This is a genomic window from Acidovorax sp. Leaf78, assembly GCF_001422735.1.
In the GTDB taxonomy this organism is placed as follows: Bacteria; Pseudomonadota; Gammaproteobacteria; order Burkholderiales; family Burkholderiaceae_C; genus Acidovorax.
Genome location: NZ_LMLZ01000012.1, coordinates 373,824 through 390,163, shown reverse-complemented (window position 1 = coordinate 390,163; position 16,340 = coordinate 373,824). Strand labels below are relative to the sequence as shown.

The window sequence follows — 16,340 nt, the reverse complement described above, 5'->3', positions numbered from 1 at the left end:
TTGGGGCGGCACTTGGAGGCGCTCAGCGCCTACGGCGCTGGCGTTGGTGGGGGTGGGTTACGGGGCGGCCAGCCAGTCAACCCGGGCGAAGGACCCATAGAGCGGATCGCCCGCCAGCTCGGGCACGTACAAGGCCTCGCCGCTGAAGGTGAGAGAGGCCTCTTCATCCTGAATCCACGAGAAATCGCCGTCCATAGCGAGGTCCAGGCGCGGAACAATCAGCCGAGCCTTTCGGCCGTCATGGTTGATTCCGCTAAACACCATCCCGCGCTCGACGGTGCTGGGCTGCGAGAACGCGGCCATGCTTTCGTATGCGCCGTAGGCATAGTCGGCAAATATCGGCTGCGCGATGCCCGCAACCGACAACAGCCGGGCGGTGCCGTGAGCGGCGCTCAGGATCTCGTAGTGCGTGCCCTCGATCAGCGTGACGGGCGTGGCGGTGCTGTCTTCCAACACGATGCTGCTGGCGTTGGGGTGCTTCAGAAAGAAAGTGTCACCCACCGACAGCGTGGCGAACTGCTCAGCGGTCACGGTGCCATCGTCGTTCTCAGCCAGCTGCGAGAACAGCGCCGCCGCGAACATGGGGCCGTTGAACTCCACCAGCTCGAGCGATACGTTCATCGTCTTGGCACCGGGAATCGTCGCCAGCGTCAGCTTATTGCCTGAGCAGGTTTCCTTAATGGGCTTCTTTTCCTGGGTGAGGCTCATGGTCAACGTGCGAGTACTACAGCCGACCTCGCGCAGCTTGGTCAGGTAGGCCATGGCAGCCCGACCATTCACGCGGTCATAAATGCCGATCTCGACGGGGCCTTGGCCGGCCCAAATCATCTTTTCCATTGCGTGCTCCTGTTGAGTTGTGGGATGGGCTGGCGGGTTCAGGCGGTAGCGTTGCCGGCGTCGGCCTGGCTGTCCGCCTTGGAATCGGCCCCCACCTCTTTGGCCACCCTGGTGCCGATGAGCCAATCGGCCTTACCTTCGGGCAGCGTGAGTTCCGCACCCTTGGGGTAGGTACGGCCTGCGTGTTCGTGTTGCTTGCGCAGCTCGACCGTTTTCGTTTGTTGCTTCTTCATGATGTGATCCTTGTGAAATCAGCAGGCGCCACAGGCGCCCACCTCAAAGCGTTTGCCGAGAGTGAAGATGAGCTGGCAGCCCACCACCGAATCGAATGGATCCAGGGCTCGCACCTGGCCCAGAATCAAAGCCGTCCACAGGTCCTTCGTCTCATTGGCCCCTGGCACCTTGAACCCATGCAGCGCCTTAATGGCTGCGGCGAAAGCCGCATGCAAATCGGCCGCAGCATCCGGGCTGCGGGCTACGCCGATGGACACGGACACCACAGGCGAGACGTTGACCGACGAAGCGCCCTTGGCATCGCCCACGGTGGCACCCTCAAAGCGCACATCCACAAACGGCACCGCGTCGCGCGGCTCTGACGTCAGCCCGTCGCGAACGGACCACGACTGAAAGTGCGGCACGTTGCGCAGGTGCGTGGCGATGCCAGCGAGTGCGAGAAACATTGCGTCAGCTCCTGCGGAAAATGACCAGGCCAGAAGCCCAGCCGCTGGAGTCCGGCTGCACGCCGACACCGACGGTGTAAACCACGCCATCAATCACCAGCTGGCCGCCTTCAGCCAGGCCAGGGGCATGGGCTGCGACGTTGAGCGATACGGTGATCTCGGGCCCGTCCACCACCCCGCCCGCCCCGCCAAAGCCGTCGGTCTGGCCTTTTTCCAACTGCACACCGAACGGCTGACCACCCTCAAAGGTGGCGGTGGCGTTTGACAGGTGCGCCTCCACCGCCCGATTCAGACGGGCAGCACGGTCGGCGAAGGGCGCAAGGGTCATGGCGGCGATCAGGCGGTGACGGTGCCAGGGTTGCCAGCGAAGCGCACCAGGCCCAAGGTGTCCGCAGAGGCAGCAACCGCCCACGCGCTGGTGCCAGCACCGTTCACGTCGCCTGTCGCGGCAGTGGCCACCGGCGCGAAAGCGCTGGCGGATGCATCCCACATTAGCGTTTGACCCTGCGTCCACGCAGAGCCTGCCGCCTTGGGCACCTCATAGACGCCGTCGAGATTCAGCTCATACGGCTGACCGATGCCGGCGGGGGTTGCCGCCACGCCGATCAGGGAGCCAACGACCACGACCTGGCCGGAGGCAACAGCAGCCGCAGCAGCAGCCACGGACAGCACGTTGCCAGCTTGACGAAAATTCTTCATGGTTTCTCTCCGAGTAAATTAAGGAAGGCAGCTGGCGCCCGCAGCGCCAGCCGGGCCCGTGTGATCAGGACGTGCCGTTGGCCTTGGCCAGGCCGCGCCAGTCGATGACCTTCGCAGCAAAGTCCAGAGTGGCGCGAACCTTCACACCGTCGATGTCTTCGCTGGCAAAGGTCTCGGTGCGCACGCCTTCGGAGCCATCCACATAGGCGTATTCGACGGTGTCAATCTGACCGGAGCGCGCGGCCATGAACCAGGCGGCGGCACTGACTTCGTCCAGCAGCGGCTCCACGATGGGCTCCACCGCAGTGCGACCGCCAGCACGGAACTCATTGACGTCGGCCATAGTGGCCGGAGCGTAGTTCGAGCTGGTGAACTGATAGGCTGCCTGCTCAAGATCGGACGGAACGATCAGGTAGGCCGGCGCCAGGTTCAGCTGAGTCTTGCCGTCCAGATCCTTCTGCTTGCGCATCAACGCCCGAACCTTGCCCATGTTTTCGAGCGTCAAGGTGCTGGTGGCGGCCAACAGGTTGCCGTGGGTCGCATGGAACAGCGCAACACCGTCCTGCATCAGCGGGTTGCTGGTGATCTGGTCGTACACCAAGCGGTTTTCCAGACGGCGGGCAGACTCACCGAAGCGCTGCAGCAGTCGGTCGAACGCGCCCAGGTCGTCGTTGACGAACATTTGGCGAGTCATGGCGATGGCGCGGCCATAGCTGAAGGCGCGGTAGCTGGTGGCGTCTTCACTGATGGTGCCGTACGTGTATTCGCCTGCCTCATTGAGCTTTTTCAACTCAGGCGCGCCACCCACCGCGAGCACGTTCGTGATGCGGAAATCAGGCAGGTTGGGCGCACGGCGAGCCCACAGCTGGAATGTGGTGGGAGCCAGCTCATAAGCAGCGCGCAGGCGGCGCGCGCCGACACCGCCCAACAGGCCGGGGAAGTCGCCAGTAGTGTGATAGCCCGTGGCCCGCACCTGAAAGGCACGCGTGGCGATCTCGTTTCGAGACAGGCCACGCGTGGAGCAACCCAGACCTTCCAGCGCCTCGCGCGCCATTTCGGTCAGCGACAGGCCACGGTACTGGCGGCCCAAGTCGGTGAGCTGGGCGCGAGGGTCCAGGCGGCTCATGATGGCTTCTTCCATGCCACTCATGCGGGTGTCGTGCTCGTCACGAACGGTCTGCACGCTTACGGTGCTACCGCCACGCCGGCCCTGGTCGGCGGCGTCCATGCGGTCGAGGATCGCGGCGCGGGCCTGGTCAACGGTGGCATTTTGACGCAGGAGGTTCTCCGCCAGTTCCGTCGCGCCGTGTCGCTGGCACAAAGCCAAAACGTCGGCGGCGCGGGTGCCGTCACCGACCACGGCAACTACTGGCGCTGCGCCAGAGTTCGGTGCGGCGCGGTTGGCCGTGTTGTCGCCAGCGTTAGCGGCGGTTTGTTGGGTGTCGGCGGTGCCGCCGTCGCCCTGCGTGTTTGCTTGGGGCATGCGTTGCTCCTGAGTTGCGGATGGATGGGCGGCTGCCCGGACGAATTCGCACGGCAGGCCGCCCGGCTGGGCGCCCTGCTGTTGCGAGGCTTGGGGGGCGGACCGCGTGCCTGCGCCGGCGTCGGCGGGTACGGTCACGAAAGAAATTTCTTGCGGCATCCAGCGCACTGCGCGGTACAGATCGATGGTGCCGCCGTCAGTGCGCTGCGTGCCTGGGGTGATGGCGTACTGCTGCACGCTATAGCCAAAGCTGATGGCGCGGATGACACCGGCACGAATGTCAGCCACGATGCCTGCCACTTCGGGACGCTGACTCAGGCGGATGGTCGCCCGGCCTTCTCCATCGGCGATCCAGCCCCGCTCGGCAATGCCCAGGATGGCATTGACGCCGCCATAGACCCGGTGCCCGTCCAGCACTTGCACGGTGCCTGCGTCAAAACGGGTCATGTCGACCGCTTCGTCGGTGACGTCGAGCGCTTCGTCGTAGGGCCGGCCTTCCCAGTAGTCGTAACGGCGAACCGTGGCGCCTTGCGTCCAAACCACCTCTACGGTGTTGTCGGCTTCATTGAATGTTGCGGGCACCAGCGTGGCCGCGCGCACCTGCACCGGCAGGTCTCGCACGTCACGCTGATGGGTGGTGGGGTTGGGTGCTGCGGCTTGAGGCATGGGCCGCAGTGTTCCGGTTTAGCTGTGCCATTTCCCGGAAAAACTGTCACTATTTTTGGCCGTCTTTCTCGCCCCCGAGACTTGCCAACAGGTCGAGCGGGTTCTGAGCACCGAGCAACGCGGCCAGCAGGGGCAGGGTGCCATCGTTTTTCAATCGCTCAAGATCGCTTTTAAGTTCAGCGTGGACCAGTTCAGGGTCGTATCCGCGCTGGCGAATCTTTTCGCTGATGGACGAAAGACCCCCCTTTATCTCGGAGAGGTCGGCAGCCACGTCCTGCACGGGGTTCACGCTGGCCCATTTGGGCGTGGTCCAGTCTGGGTAGACATCAGGCGGCGCTGGAGATCCCACCAGGTCCATAAGCGACAGCCATCGCGTAGAAATGCGATCACAGAACATGGGGACCATCAGCGTCCACTGCTCACGCTCCACGTCCCGCTTGTATTGGTTGGTGCGAACGCGCGAGCTGCTGAAGTTCACCTCGCTCATGTCGCCGGTGACGAACTCATACGGCACACCCATGCCAGCAGCGATGATCTTTTGCCGATGCTTGACATAGTCCACGTAGCCAGGCGCGGCCGTAGGCTGCACGAAAGTCGGGTTGCGCATGCCCGGTGGCAGACCCACAATGCCCCCGCCTGCAAGCTCGCCCAGGTCCAGCATTGCAGGGACAGATCCCGCGCCATTGAGATTCTCAGGAACCTTCACACCATCGAGCAGCGACTCATCCCACTCCCCGATGGCGCCCATGCGTGCTTCAAGATTCTTGCGGGCTTGCTCTGCATCTTCGTACACCTGCAGGTCGCGCACGGTGGGAATGACTGGGGCCAAGGCCGAAATGCCAGCCTGTTGGCCTGGCCGGGCTGGGTTGAAAAGGTGAATGATTTCGTCCGCTGGAACTCGCTGACTTTCGCGCAGCGCAGTACGCAGGCCCACGTCCCCGGGATGGCGATCAAAAAGCCAATAGGCCACCCGCGCCCCTCGCTTGTCGTACTCAATACCCGCGATCACTTCGCTGGTGCCGCGCACCTCACAGCGCTCCACATCGAGCCAGTCAATCTCCAGCAGTTGGATCTGCAACGGCACCACGGTAGGGCCGATGCGCCGCTCGCGGAAACGCGCCAGCACCTCACCATCCACCTTCATGGTTCCCCAGGCCTTGCCCTGGAGACCGTTGATGTCAAGCAGGCCGTCATAGTCAGCCAGCTTGCCCCAGTCCTTCCAGCGCTTTGCAACGCGTCCGTCCAGGTCGTTGACCCACCGCGGCACGATGCCCGTACCGATGGTGCAGGACACCATGACATTGACGGCCTGGGCGATCACCGGGACGTTGCTGGCCAGTGCGCGGGCGCGGTGTCGCAGCTCACGCGCGTCGGCCAAATAGTCGGCGTGTGCACTGGCACCAGCACGTCGAGGGCGCCATCCGTCAGCGCGGCTGGCACCTTCGTACGCTCGGCCAAGCATTTCACGAGCACTGGCTCTGCGCAGGCCTGCGCGCGGGCTGATCCAGCCGATGGTGCGATCCAGCCAGGTGGGCGCTGCCCGCTTTTGCTTCTTGCCTGCCATGGTGTTTAGCCTCCGCGCAGGGTGGTGAATGTGGCGCGAGCCACCATGGCCCGGCGCCGCGTACCTACGGGCGCCATCTGCGCCTCCAGATCACGCCGCGCAACCATCATTTCATCGAGGCTGCGGTAGGTGACGGAGGCGCCTTTGGCGTCGGTGATAGTGCGCTCACCAGAGTGGATGGCGGCATTGAGGAGCGCAAGGCGCTGCTGTTGTTCGGGCGTGCTCATTCCCGCACGCTACCGAGATAGGTGTGACATTTCCCGGAAAAACTGTCACTCTTTTCCAGGCTGCTTCAGGTATCGATACACCGTGCGACGCGAGACGCCGAGGCGTCGTGCCACCTCAGAGGCATTGCGCCCGTTGAAGTGGCGCAGCACCTCGCTGGCAAGGTCACGGCTGGAGCGCTTTTGGATGTAGACCTCTTCCCCAGCGAACTCAGCGCGCACCGCGGTTTGCGCCTTCTGCAAGCGGCCAGCGTCGCCAGCGAGCTGGGGGAACTCGGCTAGTAGGTATTCAAAGATGCGGTCCACCAAATCGGGTTGGTCCGCCAGCAGTGCCTGCAGTTCCTTGGGGGTGGGGTGTGGCTGGGTCATGGGCTACCAGTTGCGAGAAAGAGGTTTACGAGCAGGCGCACGCGGAGTTGATGAAGCCTGCATCTGCTGCACTGGATTGCTATCTTTTTTATAGCCATCTTCAGTTGCTGTTGGATCGGTCGGAGCTGCCTCAACCACAATCTGCACGGGCTGGCTGAATAGATCTGCGGGCGGCTGCACCGCGTCCTCCAGCCGGCTCCACTCCATATCGGTCCACTTATGCATCCGCTGCGCCATCGCCGCATGAATTGCATAGTTGCGGTTATCGAGCTGCTCATTGCGGGGACGGCGCTTTACCCACCGGTACGCGTCGCGGCCGTTGACCTTGGCCAGCACGCGCTGCTCGGCGGTGAGCTGTTCATAGAACTCCCGGGACAGCTCGTCGCTGAAGTGGACGTACCCGGGGCCCGGGTTCTGGATGGCGAGTTGGCCCAGCAGCAAGTCCTTGGCAGCATCGACGCCCACGCGCCACAGCTTGACCCCGCGCGTAACCTTTTTGCCGCGCCAGTTCACCTCCTGCAGGCTGCTGGCGCCGAGGATGTTCACGGACTCGTTGCCGTCGCCCTTGATAGCGCGCAAGTTGGGCAGCACGTGCTGCGCCTTAGTCACCCAGTTGTAGACGGCCTGCGTCTGGTCAGACGAGTCGATGCTGGTGGCGCTGATGCCCAGGCTGCCACCGTGCCATTCCTGGCTGTACCGGCGCTGCAGCTGCTGGGTGACGGCGTCCCACTCTTCATCGACCGCGGGGTTCCCCTCGATCACGATCACGTCGACCACCCAGGACTCCATACCGCGGCCCCAGGCGTACACGGTGATTTCCCAGCGGTTGCGCTGCACGTCCACCCCAGCGGTCAGGTACAGGCCACCCTTGGGCACGGTGCACAGTTTGTAGGGCTCTGCCCGGGCCTGCAGGGCGTGCTCGTCGGTGCGCTCGCCTGCGAGCTCCCAGGTTTCACCCAGGGTTTCGTTGACGAAGGTCTGAAGTGGGGCCACGTCGCCCAGATCCTTCGCCTTCACCGCCCCTTCGAACTTCTCAATGATGTGTGACCAGGCGCGCTGCGGGCTGTACGCCGCCCACACGTGCAGGCCCAGAGTGCGAGGCGGACGGCAGGGCATGCCGGCAGAGTCGCGCCAGATGCGGTCTGGGCCGAGGCGTTTGCCGGTCCGATCACACACCCAGGCGCCGGACAAGGGCACACCGCCGGGCAGGTAGTCAGCCTGGGTGATGGCCTCCCGACAATGGGGGCAGACGTGGCGCACGCTGGCCGGGTTGCCGCGATCCCACTTGAACCCGTGCGCAACTTTCTTGCCGCCCCAAATCAGCGGGTGGTCCAGGCCGCAGCGTGGGCAGTCGATGTGAAATCGCACCCGGCCTTCAGCGTCGCCGATGCCGCGTTCTACGTGGCACAGCCCTTTCGTGCCGGGGGTGGATCCGCCGACAAACTTGGGGTACGCAGCGCCTTCGAGACGGCCCTTCGCCAATTCGTCGGGCGAGCCGCGTTTTTCGACTGACTGGTCGAATGCAGACCACTCATCCAGGATCACCACGGCCACGGTGATGCGCCGATATGCGCGCGCTGCCTTGCCACCCAACAGGTGCAGCACACTATCCCGAAACGGCTTGTACTTGACGGTTTCCTGGCTGGTTCCCTTGCCTGCCTTGCGCGCGGCATGGACGGACGGCACGCCCGAGATAGGGTCCAGCAGCGGGTCGATCTCGCTCTTGACGTAGCTGTCGCGGTCGTCGTCGGTGGGCTGCCACAGTGCCTGTTTGCGGCGGCGGTGCGCGATGTTGTAGCAAATGAAAGCGGTGACCATCTTGGTGTAGCCCACGCGCTTGGACTTCATGATCGACAGTTCTTCAATCCTGTCGTCGCTCATCATGTCCAGCATGCCGACCTGAAACGGCCACGCCACCCAGGCGCCTTTCTTGTGGCTGCTCTCGCCCGCCAGTTTGAAATGCTCCTGCGCCCAGTCCCCCAGCCGCTGCGGCGCCTCGGCCCGCAGGCTTGCCAAGCCCATGCGCACTGCGGCCTTGATGGCGGCGGCAGTGTCAGGGTGGACAGCAGGCAACACGGTGGTCATGGCTGCATGGCCTCCATGTCTTCAGTCTCACCATCGTCAGCGGTCAGCATCTCATCGACCGCGGCATCGACCAGCTGCGCCGTGGATTTGATCCACTCATTGCGGGCATCGGCGATCACCGTCAACACGGCCGTCTTCGCTTCTTCTGGCAGATCCGGGCAGGACTTCGCCAGCACGCCCTCCAGATGGTCGAAGCGATCCACCACGGCACTGGATGCCGTGCCCAGCACGTCAGCCAACAGACCCACAGGGCCGAACTCCTTGCGTGCCACCCCGTTCTTGATGGACTGCCCGATACGCTGCTCACGCGCCAGGGCGGCCCGCTCCTGCACCAGGTCCAGGCCGCCCACCTCCGAGCCAGCGCGGCCTGCAGCCTGGTCGCGCAGACGTTCGCAGTACGCCACCAGCCACTCCTGCGCCGTGTCACCACGCACGATCACCCCGTCGCCGACCAGCTGCGACACGCGAGCCTCGCTCAGACCGACCATCGCGGCGAACTCAGCCTGTGAAATCTGCTGCTCAAGGACAGGGATCACCTTCACGCGGCACCCCCGAACGCTACAAAAAATGAAGCATTGAACACAGCAGCCATCTTCACTTAACCCCCTTAGGAGGGTTGCGCAACAGTCCGAGAGCACGGTGCGAATTACCCGCACTGGAGGCTCCCCGGGAGGACCCGTTGAGGGAGGGGGTTTGTTGCATCGTCGCAACACCTTCGATGCACCGAGCTGGTGCAGATCGATGCGTTGCAATGGCGCTACGCATCGCCTGCCCCTTCGACCTGACCTGCACACTCAGCACGTCGATCAACACTCATCGGCACTTTGTGCAGAGCTGCAATCGCATGGTCACGCGCACCACGAGACACCGTGCGATCACCGGCTTTGGCGCGCGCAACGATCACACGAGCCCAGTCCACGCCGTCACCCATAGCCGCAATCGAAACCTTGATCGGCTCGAACCTAGGCGCAGGCAGGCGAGGCAAACCCTCAACCTCTGCGTGGGTCTTGCGTGGTGCGGCTGCCTCGCACAGCTTCTCGAACTGGGGGAGGTTCGGCGGGAAGTCAGGGTGCGCATGCCTGATGCGGCCTGCGGCCAGCTCGACTACACCAGGCTCGAACCGAGCCAGAGCCGCATCCCACACCATCATGGCCGCCCGTATACCCTTGTCCTTGCCCGCCCCATCGACCTCGCCAGTGGCGAACTTGGAAACGAACAGGTTGCCGTACGCCCCGTGCATCACAAGGAACAGCTTGCGCACCAGCGGCGATTCAGCGCGCTGCTGTTGCTGAGCAACTTGACGAACGGTCTGCTCAGCGAGCGTTGCAAGGTCAACCATTCATCACCCCCTCGAAAAGCGCCGCGTGTGCAGCCGCGTGTTTGTTCTGATTCGGCGCCCCGCGTTGCCGCGCCCCCCCCGCCACATCAGGCTTGAACAACCCTTGCCACCCCGCGATAGCCGCACTCTCCAGCGCCTTGGCGTAGTCAACGCCCTCATCTCGCCAGGCAGCCAGCTTGTCCACCGCCAGCTGCTTTTGCTCAGCGGTGGCTTTCTTTCGCTTCAGGCACGAATGCCACGCATCCCAGTGCTGCCGGTTGATCCAGTCCGGCACCTCAAAGGATTGCGCGGACTCGCGCGGTACCTTCTTTGGTTTTAGGTTCATTGATGGTTCACTGATGGTTTGGGTGCAGGATCTGCGGGGGTGGGGTGCATCTGCTGCGGGGGTGGGGTGCAGCATCTGCGGGGGTGGGGGTGCATTTGCTGCACCCTGGGGTGCATTTGCTGCGGGGTGCATTTCCTGCGGGGGTGCATATGCTGCGGGGGTGATCTGGTACACAGTAGACGTACCGCTGCGTTCACTCGACCGCAGCACTCCAGCCTCGCAAAGCCACCGAATGGCGCCCTGCACGGCTCGTTCAGACAGGCAGGTACGGACCGATATCGTTTTGATCGACGGCCAGCAATACCCGTCATCGTTCGATTGGTCGGCCAATGAAATGAGTACTGCCTTCTGTGCGGGCGACATGCCACCCAACGGCCAGCAGGCGCCCATGATTACGGTGCTCATACCCCCAAAGCCTCCCGCAAACGAAACCGCACACGCCGGTCCAGGTAATCCTGCAGCCCAGCTCCTCGAGCCACACGCTCCATGCTGATCCGCGGCTTGTACATAGGCCTGCGCACGAACATGAGCACCGGTCGCACATCGCTACCGTGCGTGCCCGACGCTGCCCATACACCCATAGCGAGGTGATGCCCTCGAAGACGCCCGTAGCTCACAAAATAGCGGCGCCCGGTCGTCTTGGCCGTGCCCTTGTGAATCTGCTTGCGACGCTTATCCGTCATGTTGGCCCGGTAGCCCTGCTCCGAGCTGGCCTGCAGATAGCTGATTAACTGTGCGACGAACGCCCCACGGATGTTGCCTCGCCCGTCATCACTGCCGGGGTATGGGTTTTCGGGCAGCGCTGTCTGAAATCCGTTCGGCAAGATACCCGCGCGCCGCAGCGCGACCTCGCTGCGCTTGTCCATGCGTCGCCCCCCAAACTCTTGGGCCTGCAGCACATCCTGCGGGTCGACACCCACCTTGCCGCCCGTCGTGCCCAGGCGCTTGGTGTGCAGCGTCGGCGCAATCGACACACTGAGGTCATCGGCCGTTGCAGTGAACACCTTTGGACTGCTGCGCACAAACGGCGTCACCCGGTCAAACTCATCCGTCAGCTCACGCTGCATTGCACGCCGACCTTGAAAGCCGGTGTCATTCATGGCTAACGCATAGGCCGTTCGGGCCTGCCTGCCTGACAACTTGCCAAGCAATTCGACTGCCAACTCTTGGTTCCGAATCACCAAACTCAGATCAACCCCACTCACGGCGCGCCCCCTTCGTCAGGGGCCTGGCGCATCGCGCCACGCAGAGAAGCCAGCAGAAATCCCACACTGGCGTGCACCTCCTGCGCCTGATACTCGGCCCGGCGCATTTCATTGGCCGTCACCTGCCTGGTGGGCTCAGCCTGCACACGCGCCAACGGCTCACCTACAGCGCGCACCAGCCCGGCAAAGTCCGTCTGCACACGCATGAAGGCCTCGATCACATCGCCGTCCGACTGGTCCGGCGTGGCCCTGTTCACCACATAGCCCAGGTGCTCTGCCATGGCATGCAGCACCGCCACATTGCCCGTGAAGTACATCAGGTCCAGCAATTGGCGCGGGTGAAACACGTGCTGCGTGTTGTTCTTGTTCGCCTTCTGGCGCAACGTCTCCAGCGGAATGCCCATGTGCACAGCCAGCACCGCCGTGCCCTCGGTGTAGCCGTGCACCGTGTGATAGATCACATCCACGATGTCCTGCCCCGCCGGGGGTCTGTCGGGCACGGCCTCGCCGCCGACATAGGCAAGGTGGTTCGGAATTGAGACAGTAGCCCTCATGACAAATCACACCCCCAGCCGCGCTGAAGCGGCCACAAATGAAGACAGCACCGCCCTGCCCCAACGCGTCGCCGCGCTGGAGCTGCTGGTGCAAAACCTGGTGTTCGTGCTGGACGCACAGGGCGCCATGGACGCAGACGCCTTTGGGCGCTGGATGGAAACGGCCATAGGCCGCATGGTGGCGACGTGCTGCGTGCCGGCAGGCACGGTGGCTGCGCTGGGCGCACTCACCGCGCAGGTAGCGCAATGACGGGCGCCCGCCCGCCCTTGGCATACGATGGGTGCTCCTACACAACCAACGCCAAGGAGGGCGGACATGACCGAAGAACAAGCGCTCAACGCAATGTTGTCCATCGCCGAGGAAATGGATGCGGACGCACTCGACAAATTGATCTCTGCCCTTGCCGAGGTGCGATCAAAGAAACTGCCCGCGGTCTCGCAGACGCGCCCGGGAATGGGAGACCCCTCAACTTTGGACACCATCATCACCATGGAAGACGACCCCTCGATGATGGCAATCAGGCTGCGCGATGGTCGGGTGCGAGTCTGGGCGCGCAGCAGCGGCTTCGGGTGGCTGGCGTTCAACCTCCCCATGACCAACGCGCTGCTGCTGAAGGACTGGTTCAATGCCAATCTGGATGGGAATTCCGACCTCCTCAGCGACAGCGGTGGTCAAGCTCACTAAGCGCAACATCAAATCACCTCCATAGCTTCGGAATTGATAGCTGCTGGCGCTTGCGCACATTGCGCCCCATCTTTTCCAGTCTCGCGCAGATACCGCCAATCGACCTCTGGCCGCAAGAATTCACACATCACACGTCCAGCGGACTCGCGCTCGATGTTGATACAGACCTCTGCTTTCAGACGCTGACCAACAGACACTGCCTTGCGCAGGTATCCCACGGTGGTGCCGCAGCGCTGGGCAAACGTGGCTTGCTCAGCCACGGGCAGGCTGTTGAGGTAATCCAGAAGGGGCTTCATGACACCGCACTATACCTGCAGGTAAACATACAAAGCAATACCTACAGCACATTTACCCAGCGGTATCTGACTTGCAGAATCGGCGCTCAATGAGCTTTACGGAACACTGGCGCCTTCGCCTGCAGGAACTACTCGCCAGCACTGGTCTGACACAGGCAGCCTTTGCGGAGCGTGCCGACGTCACTGCCGACTATCTTTCGCGGCTGCTGTATCCACTGGATAAGCCTGGTCGGAAGAATCTGGGCGCGCTCACCATGCGCAAGATCGGGATGGCGTTTGACTTGTCCCCGGGGTGGTTCGACGCCCCGCTGGGCACAGATCTACCCGGTGCGGGAAAAAACACTTCGCCTTACGCATCTGGCAGCCCACCAGGCAGAACGACCTTAACCGCCGAAGCAAATCTCGAAGACGCGCAACGCAAACGGGAGCCCGTGGACTGGCCATTCACCATCGTGACCTATCAACGGATGAGTCGCCTTCGCCAACACTTTGGCGCACGAGGCATGCCTCCTGCCCTTTCGGAAATTGACAAGCATCTCGACGTGCTGGTCACCCGATGGGAAAACGAGATGAACAAACAGAAAAGTTCCGCCGCTTAAGCGGCACAGCAACGTGCTGCCGTTCGTGCGTCGCCCTCGCGACTAAAGAACTATTCCGACAAGCGTTTCTTCGTAGCCACGGCAATTGGCGAGCTCGGGGGCACAAGCGCGGTGCCGCCACATTGCGAGCAAGTCTTGTACTTGTTTGCAAGCCGCCAGACCGAGTAAATCAGACCTGGCAAGAACAAGCACAGCCAGAGGACAAGCTCCACGGCCGTAGAACCGCGCGTCTTCGTTTTAGCCGCCCCTTCATGGCCACAGGTGGTACAGAACCGAGCCGGGCCTGATGTGCCACCAGAGCCCTTGATTGCAAAAACTAGGCCTGTTCCGATGCCTACGATGAGCATCCATGCCAGCATGGAAAGCCCGTCATTGCTTGCGCCTGAAACAGGCACCTTTGCGGCCCCATCCGAAACCACAGGCGCCGCCACAGGCTGCTGACTTGGCGGCGGCGCTGCCGTCACGGCCTGCGCTGTAGCTGCTCCGCCGGGCGTAATTTGCACCGCATCTCGCGGGCAGCCGCCAAGCTGCTGGGTGATCACAACCCCATTTGGCATTCGACATTGCACCTGTCCAGCGGCCGACGATGCAGCCGCTGCAAGGGCTATCACCAACACCACGTCAATCACCCTCGACATAGCAGCACCCCTCAACTGTTGTGGTGGCAGTGTAAATGCCACACCGTTCAAATCATATACCCACAGGTATTGACACGTACATATACCTGCAGGTAAATTACCTCCACGCGCCACCCCGGCGCCTTGGAGGAACGATGCAGATCACCACCCACCCCGACGCCGAGCGGGGCCAACAATTCACCCTGACGGCAGAGACGGACGCTGACCGCGAGCTGGTCGACGCCATCGACATGGACGGACCGCACGCACTGGTCCGCAAGCTCACCCACCGCGCACCCAGCCCCGATGGCGCGGGCTACATCAACACCGGCCTCACGCTGCTGGCAGACCGCCAACACCCGCAGGCACTAGAAATCCAGTCGGGTCGCCAGCTTCTCCGCGCCGCGCGCGAACTGTTCCGCCTGAGCCTTGGTGAGGAGGCACTCCACAGCCATATCGGCCTGAACACCGCCAATCCAGACACGCAGGAAAAGCTCGCCGCTCTTTTCGAGAAGCTCCACATCGTGCTTGATGCTGGGGTTCGAGCGATCGGACAAGGTGAAGGGGTCGGGAAGACAGTTGACACCACCCATGGCGGGCTCCTTTGCAGTTGCAATGCTTCGCAGGATAGTGCGCCCGCAACGTTGCAGGACTTTGCCGCCGCCTTCACCGCTTGGGAGCAGCAATACCGCAACGACCCCAGCGACTTCATGACAGCCGAAGAGTGCCGCGCAGCCGAGGTGGCAGAGCACGGCGAGCGCTGCGCGATCTACTTCAACGCCCTGTTGCGCCAAGTGCGAACGCCAGCATGATCCGCGCCGTCAACCTCTACGGCGTGCGCGTGGGCACCACCACGCACCGCATCTGGGCCACCGGCGGCTGCGACGCGATCGCCCAGGCCCTGGCCCTGGGCCTGCCCGCCACCAGCGCGCGGAGGCTGCCATGACCGGCCCGCGCATGCGCACCCCCACCCCGCTGCCTAGCGTGGCCGACGAAGCCGCCGCCGCGTTCCGCGCGGGCCTGAGCAACGGCATGGTCATCGGCGCAGTCCTGGGCCTGGCCCTGGCCGTTTTGGCGGGCTGGCTGCGATGAACACCGCCAGCCACACCCCCACCACCGAGCGCCGCGCCCGCGCACGCGGCCCGCACCTGTGCAGCTGCCAAGAGTGCCGCCGCTGCCGCACCGCCTGTCCCACCCCGCAGGCCTGCGAACTGCCCGACGAAGACCCGCCCACCGCCATGGAGCTGATCGGCTATGCGCTGGTGTTGGCGCTGTTCACGTGCGTCATCCTGCTGGCGGCCTACATGGGCGCTAGCGTTTGATGGGCAAGCGGTAGCAGCTATCAATTTCATACCACCGAGAAAACCATGAACATCAATATTGAGCTGGATCTCCCCGGAATCATTGCCCAGGCCTGCGCAGCCGATCGCCTGCAGCCACTGGTCGACAAAGCCATTGCCGATGCATTGAGGTCAGCCATCGACAGCGCCACCGGCTACCGCAGCGAGTTCCGCAAGGAGCTGGAGGTGCAGCTGGCACAAGCAATGCCCCACGGATTGCGCACCTCCGATATCGCCAAGTTTCAGCACGTACTGAACGAGGCCATCACAAGTCACGTGCGCGGCGCCAACGAAGAAACAGTGGCCGCGGCCATGGCGAAGGTCATGCAAAGTGCCATGCCCTCCGTGCCCGCTGTAGTCAAGATTTCAGAACTGCTGAAGATTGCACGCGACGCCTTCAGCAAAGAAGCGCACGAGGCCTTCTACGCGTACTGGGAACCCTCCACCTATGGCACGGGTGGATGGCTTTACCTCGACAGCGACGAGAACCCGAACAAACGGCCCTACAGCCAGACGCGCGATCGCGAAGACGTCAAGTACCAGGCACAGCACCGCATTGCGGTCAACGACTACGGGGCCGTGTACGCGCTTCGCATGGACGGCAAAGACGTCACCCCCGCCAGCCGCCCCGACGTCATCGGGGAATTCGACACCACCCTCATGGCGATGTATGTCGGCCGCACCAAGGTCGACATCGACATGGATGACGACGACGTGCGCAGCGCCGCATCTGCTCAATACGACTGACCCGCCACCCCAGGTAGGAGCCCACC

24 protein-coding genes and 1 pseudogene are annotated in these 16,340 nt (G+C 63.2%); 8 read left to right on the top strand and 17 right to left on the bottom strand.

Features of this window, described 5'->3' with window-relative positions; genetic code table 11:
• Positions 1-57: 57 nt before the first annotated feature.
• From ASF16_RS10170 to ASF16_RS10100, 16 genes and pseudogenes are all read right to left on the bottom strand, one after another.
• On the bottom strand, positions 58-837 hold the full coding sequence (locus ASF16_RS10170) for a hypothetical protein (RefSeq protein WP_056165972.1): 780 nt from the start codon (positions 835-837) through the stop codon (positions 58-60).
• 38 nt (positions 838-875) lie between these two features.
• Positions 876-1,070 (bottom strand): hypothetical protein, encoded by a 195-nt coding sequence (locus tag ASF16_RS10165; protein WP_056165968.1) that lies wholly within the window; start codon positions 1,068-1,070, stop codon positions 876-878.
• Between the two features lie 18 nt (positions 1,071-1,088).
• Complete coding sequence (locus ASF16_RS10160) at positions 1,089-1,517, bottom strand: hypothetical protein (RefSeq protein WP_056165966.1); 429 nt, start codon at positions 1,515-1,517, stop codon at positions 1,089-1,091.
• Positions 1,518-1,521: 4 nt separating this feature from the next.
• Complete coding sequence (locus ASF16_RS10155; protein ID WP_156372017.1) at positions 1,522-1,845, bottom strand: hypothetical protein; 324 nt, start codon at positions 1,843-1,845, stop codon at positions 1,522-1,524.
• Positions 1,846-1,853: 8 nt separating this feature from the next.
• Positions 1,854-2,216, bottom strand: coding sequence for a DUF2190 family protein (locus ASF16_RS10150; RefSeq protein ID WP_056165960.1), 363 nt, complete (start codon positions 2,214-2,216; stop codon positions 1,854-1,856).
• A gap of 64 nt (positions 2,217-2,280) precedes the next feature.
• A complete protein-coding gene (locus ASF16_RS10145; RefSeq protein ID WP_056165956.1) occupies positions 2,281-4,365 on the bottom strand; it encodes a prohead protease/major capsid protein fusion protein in 2,085 nt (694 codons plus the stop codon).
• A gap of 49 nt (positions 4,366-4,414) precedes the next feature.
• Positions 4,415-5,929 carry a phage portal protein gene (locus ASF16_RS10140; protein WP_056165953.1) on the bottom strand — a complete coding sequence of 505 codons (1,515 nt, stop codon included), beginning with the start codon at positions 5,927-5,929 and terminating at the stop codon, positions 4,415-4,417.
• Between the two features lie 5 nt (positions 5,930-5,934).
• Positions 5,935-6,156 carry a phage head-tail joining protein gene (locus ASF16_RS10135; RefSeq protein ID WP_056165952.1) on the bottom strand — a complete coding sequence of 74 codons (222 nt, stop codon included), beginning with the start codon at positions 6,154-6,156 and terminating at the stop codon, positions 5,935-5,937.
• Positions 6,157-6,201: 45 nt separating this feature from the next.
• Positions 6,202-6,522: a helix-turn-helix domain-containing protein gene (locus ASF16_RS10130; RefSeq protein WP_056165949.1), complete on the bottom strand. Its 321-nt coding sequence runs from the start codon at positions 6,520-6,522 to the stop codon at positions 6,202-6,204.
• Between the two features lie 3 nt (positions 6,523-6,525).
• Positions 6,526-8,544: a phage terminase large subunit family protein gene (locus ASF16_RS10125; protein WP_235507335.1), complete on the bottom strand. Its 2,019-nt coding sequence runs from the start codon at positions 8,542-8,544 to the stop codon at positions 6,526-6,528.
• A gap of 59 nt (positions 8,545-8,603) precedes the next feature.
• Complete coding sequence (locus tag ASF16_RS10120) at positions 8,604-9,149, bottom strand: hypothetical protein (protein ID WP_235507323.1); 546 nt, start codon at positions 9,147-9,149, stop codon at positions 8,604-8,606.
• A gap of 215 nt (positions 9,150-9,364) precedes the next feature.
• The gene (locus ASF16_RS10115) at positions 9,365-9,946 is read right to left on the bottom strand and encodes a hypothetical protein (protein WP_200926886.1); all 582 of its coding nucleotides are present in this window, start codon (positions 9,944-9,946) and stop codon (positions 9,365-9,367) included.
• Positions 9,939-10,271 (bottom strand): hypothetical protein, encoded by a 333-nt coding sequence (locus tag ASF16_RS26730; RefSeq protein ID WP_056165937.1) that lies wholly within the window; start codon positions 10,269-10,271, stop codon positions 9,939-9,941. Before ASF16_RS26730 ends, ASF16_RS10115 begins: the two co-directional genes overlap by 8 nt.
• Before the next feature lie 219 nt (positions 10,272-10,490).
• Positions 10,491-10,634, bottom strand: a pseudogene (locus ASF16_RS26725) (helix-turn-helix domain-containing protein); the annotation flags it as partial.
• A 38-nt stretch (positions 10,635-10,672) separates the two neighbouring features.
• Positions 10,673-11,371, bottom strand: coding sequence for a hypothetical protein (locus tag ASF16_RS10105; protein WP_235507322.1), 699 nt, complete (start codon positions 11,369-11,371; stop codon positions 10,673-10,675).
• A 101-nt stretch (positions 11,372-11,472) separates the two neighbouring features.
• Entirely contained in the window at positions 11,473-11,976 is a 504-nt protein-coding gene (locus tag ASF16_RS10100; RefSeq protein ID WP_056165931.1) for a phage regulatory CII family protein, read from the bottom strand.
• Between the two features lie 52 nt (positions 11,977-12,028).
• Here ASF16_RS10100 and ASF16_RS10095 point away from each other — a divergent pair, with 52 nt between their 5' ends.
• The gene (locus ASF16_RS10095) at positions 12,029-12,280 is read left to right on the top strand and encodes a hypothetical protein (RefSeq protein ID WP_056165926.1); all 252 of its coding nucleotides are present in this window, start codon (positions 12,029-12,031) and stop codon (positions 12,278-12,280) included.
• 66 nt (positions 12,281-12,346) lie between these two features.
• The gene (locus tag ASF16_RS10090; RefSeq protein WP_056165923.1) at positions 12,347-12,715 is read left to right on the top strand and encodes a hypothetical protein; all 369 of its coding nucleotides are present in this window, start codon (positions 12,347-12,349) and stop codon (positions 12,713-12,715) included.
• Between the two features lie 8 nt (positions 12,716-12,723).
• Here ASF16_RS10090 and ASF16_RS10085 read toward each other — a convergent pair whose 3' ends face one another.
• Positions 12,724-13,011 carry a YdaS family helix-turn-helix protein gene (locus ASF16_RS10085; protein ID WP_056165920.1) on the bottom strand — a complete coding sequence of 96 codons (288 nt, stop codon included), beginning with the start codon at positions 13,009-13,011 and terminating at the stop codon, positions 12,724-12,726.
• An 89-nt stretch (positions 13,012-13,100) separates the two neighbouring features.
• Between ASF16_RS10085 and ASF16_RS10080 the strand changes: the two genes are divergently transcribed.
• The 6 genes from ASF16_RS10080 (at position 13,101) to ASF16_RS10065 (ending at position 16,314) form a co-directional block, all read left to right on the top strand.
• On the top strand, positions 13,101-13,610 hold the full coding sequence (locus ASF16_RS10080; protein ID WP_056165917.1) for a helix-turn-helix transcriptional regulator: 510 nt from the start codon (positions 13,101-13,103) through the stop codon (positions 13,608-13,610).
• Between the two features lie 772 nt (positions 13,611-14,382).
• Positions 14,383-15,039 carry a hypothetical protein gene (locus ASF16_RS10075; RefSeq protein WP_056165914.1) on the top strand — a complete coding sequence of 219 codons (657 nt, stop codon included), beginning with the start codon at positions 14,383-14,385 and terminating at the stop codon, positions 15,037-15,039.
• Positions 15,036-15,173 carry a hypothetical protein gene (locus ASF16_RS26100; protein ID WP_156372016.1) on the top strand — a complete coding sequence of 46 codons (138 nt, stop codon included), beginning with the start codon at positions 15,036-15,038 and terminating at the stop codon, positions 15,171-15,173. The genes ASF16_RS10075 and ASF16_RS26100 overlap by 4 nt, the downstream gene beginning before the upstream one ends.
• 11 nt (positions 15,174-15,184) lie before the next feature.
• Positions 15,185-15,319, top strand: a complete 135-nt coding sequence (locus ASF16_RS26965; protein WP_255354947.1) for a hypothetical protein — start codon at positions 15,185-15,187, stop codon at positions 15,317-15,319.
• The gene (locus ASF16_RS10070; RefSeq protein WP_056165911.1) at positions 15,316-15,549 is read left to right on the top strand and encodes a hypothetical protein; all 234 of its coding nucleotides are present in this window, start codon (positions 15,316-15,318) and stop codon (positions 15,547-15,549) included. The genes ASF16_RS26965 and ASF16_RS10070 overlap by 4 nt, the downstream gene beginning before the upstream one ends.
• Before the next feature lie 45 nt (positions 15,550-15,594).
• Complete coding sequence (locus ASF16_RS10065) at positions 15,595-16,314, top strand: hypothetical protein (protein ID WP_056165908.1); 720 nt, start codon at positions 15,595-15,597, stop codon at positions 16,312-16,314.
• Positions 16,315-16,340: the final 26 nt, after the last annotated feature.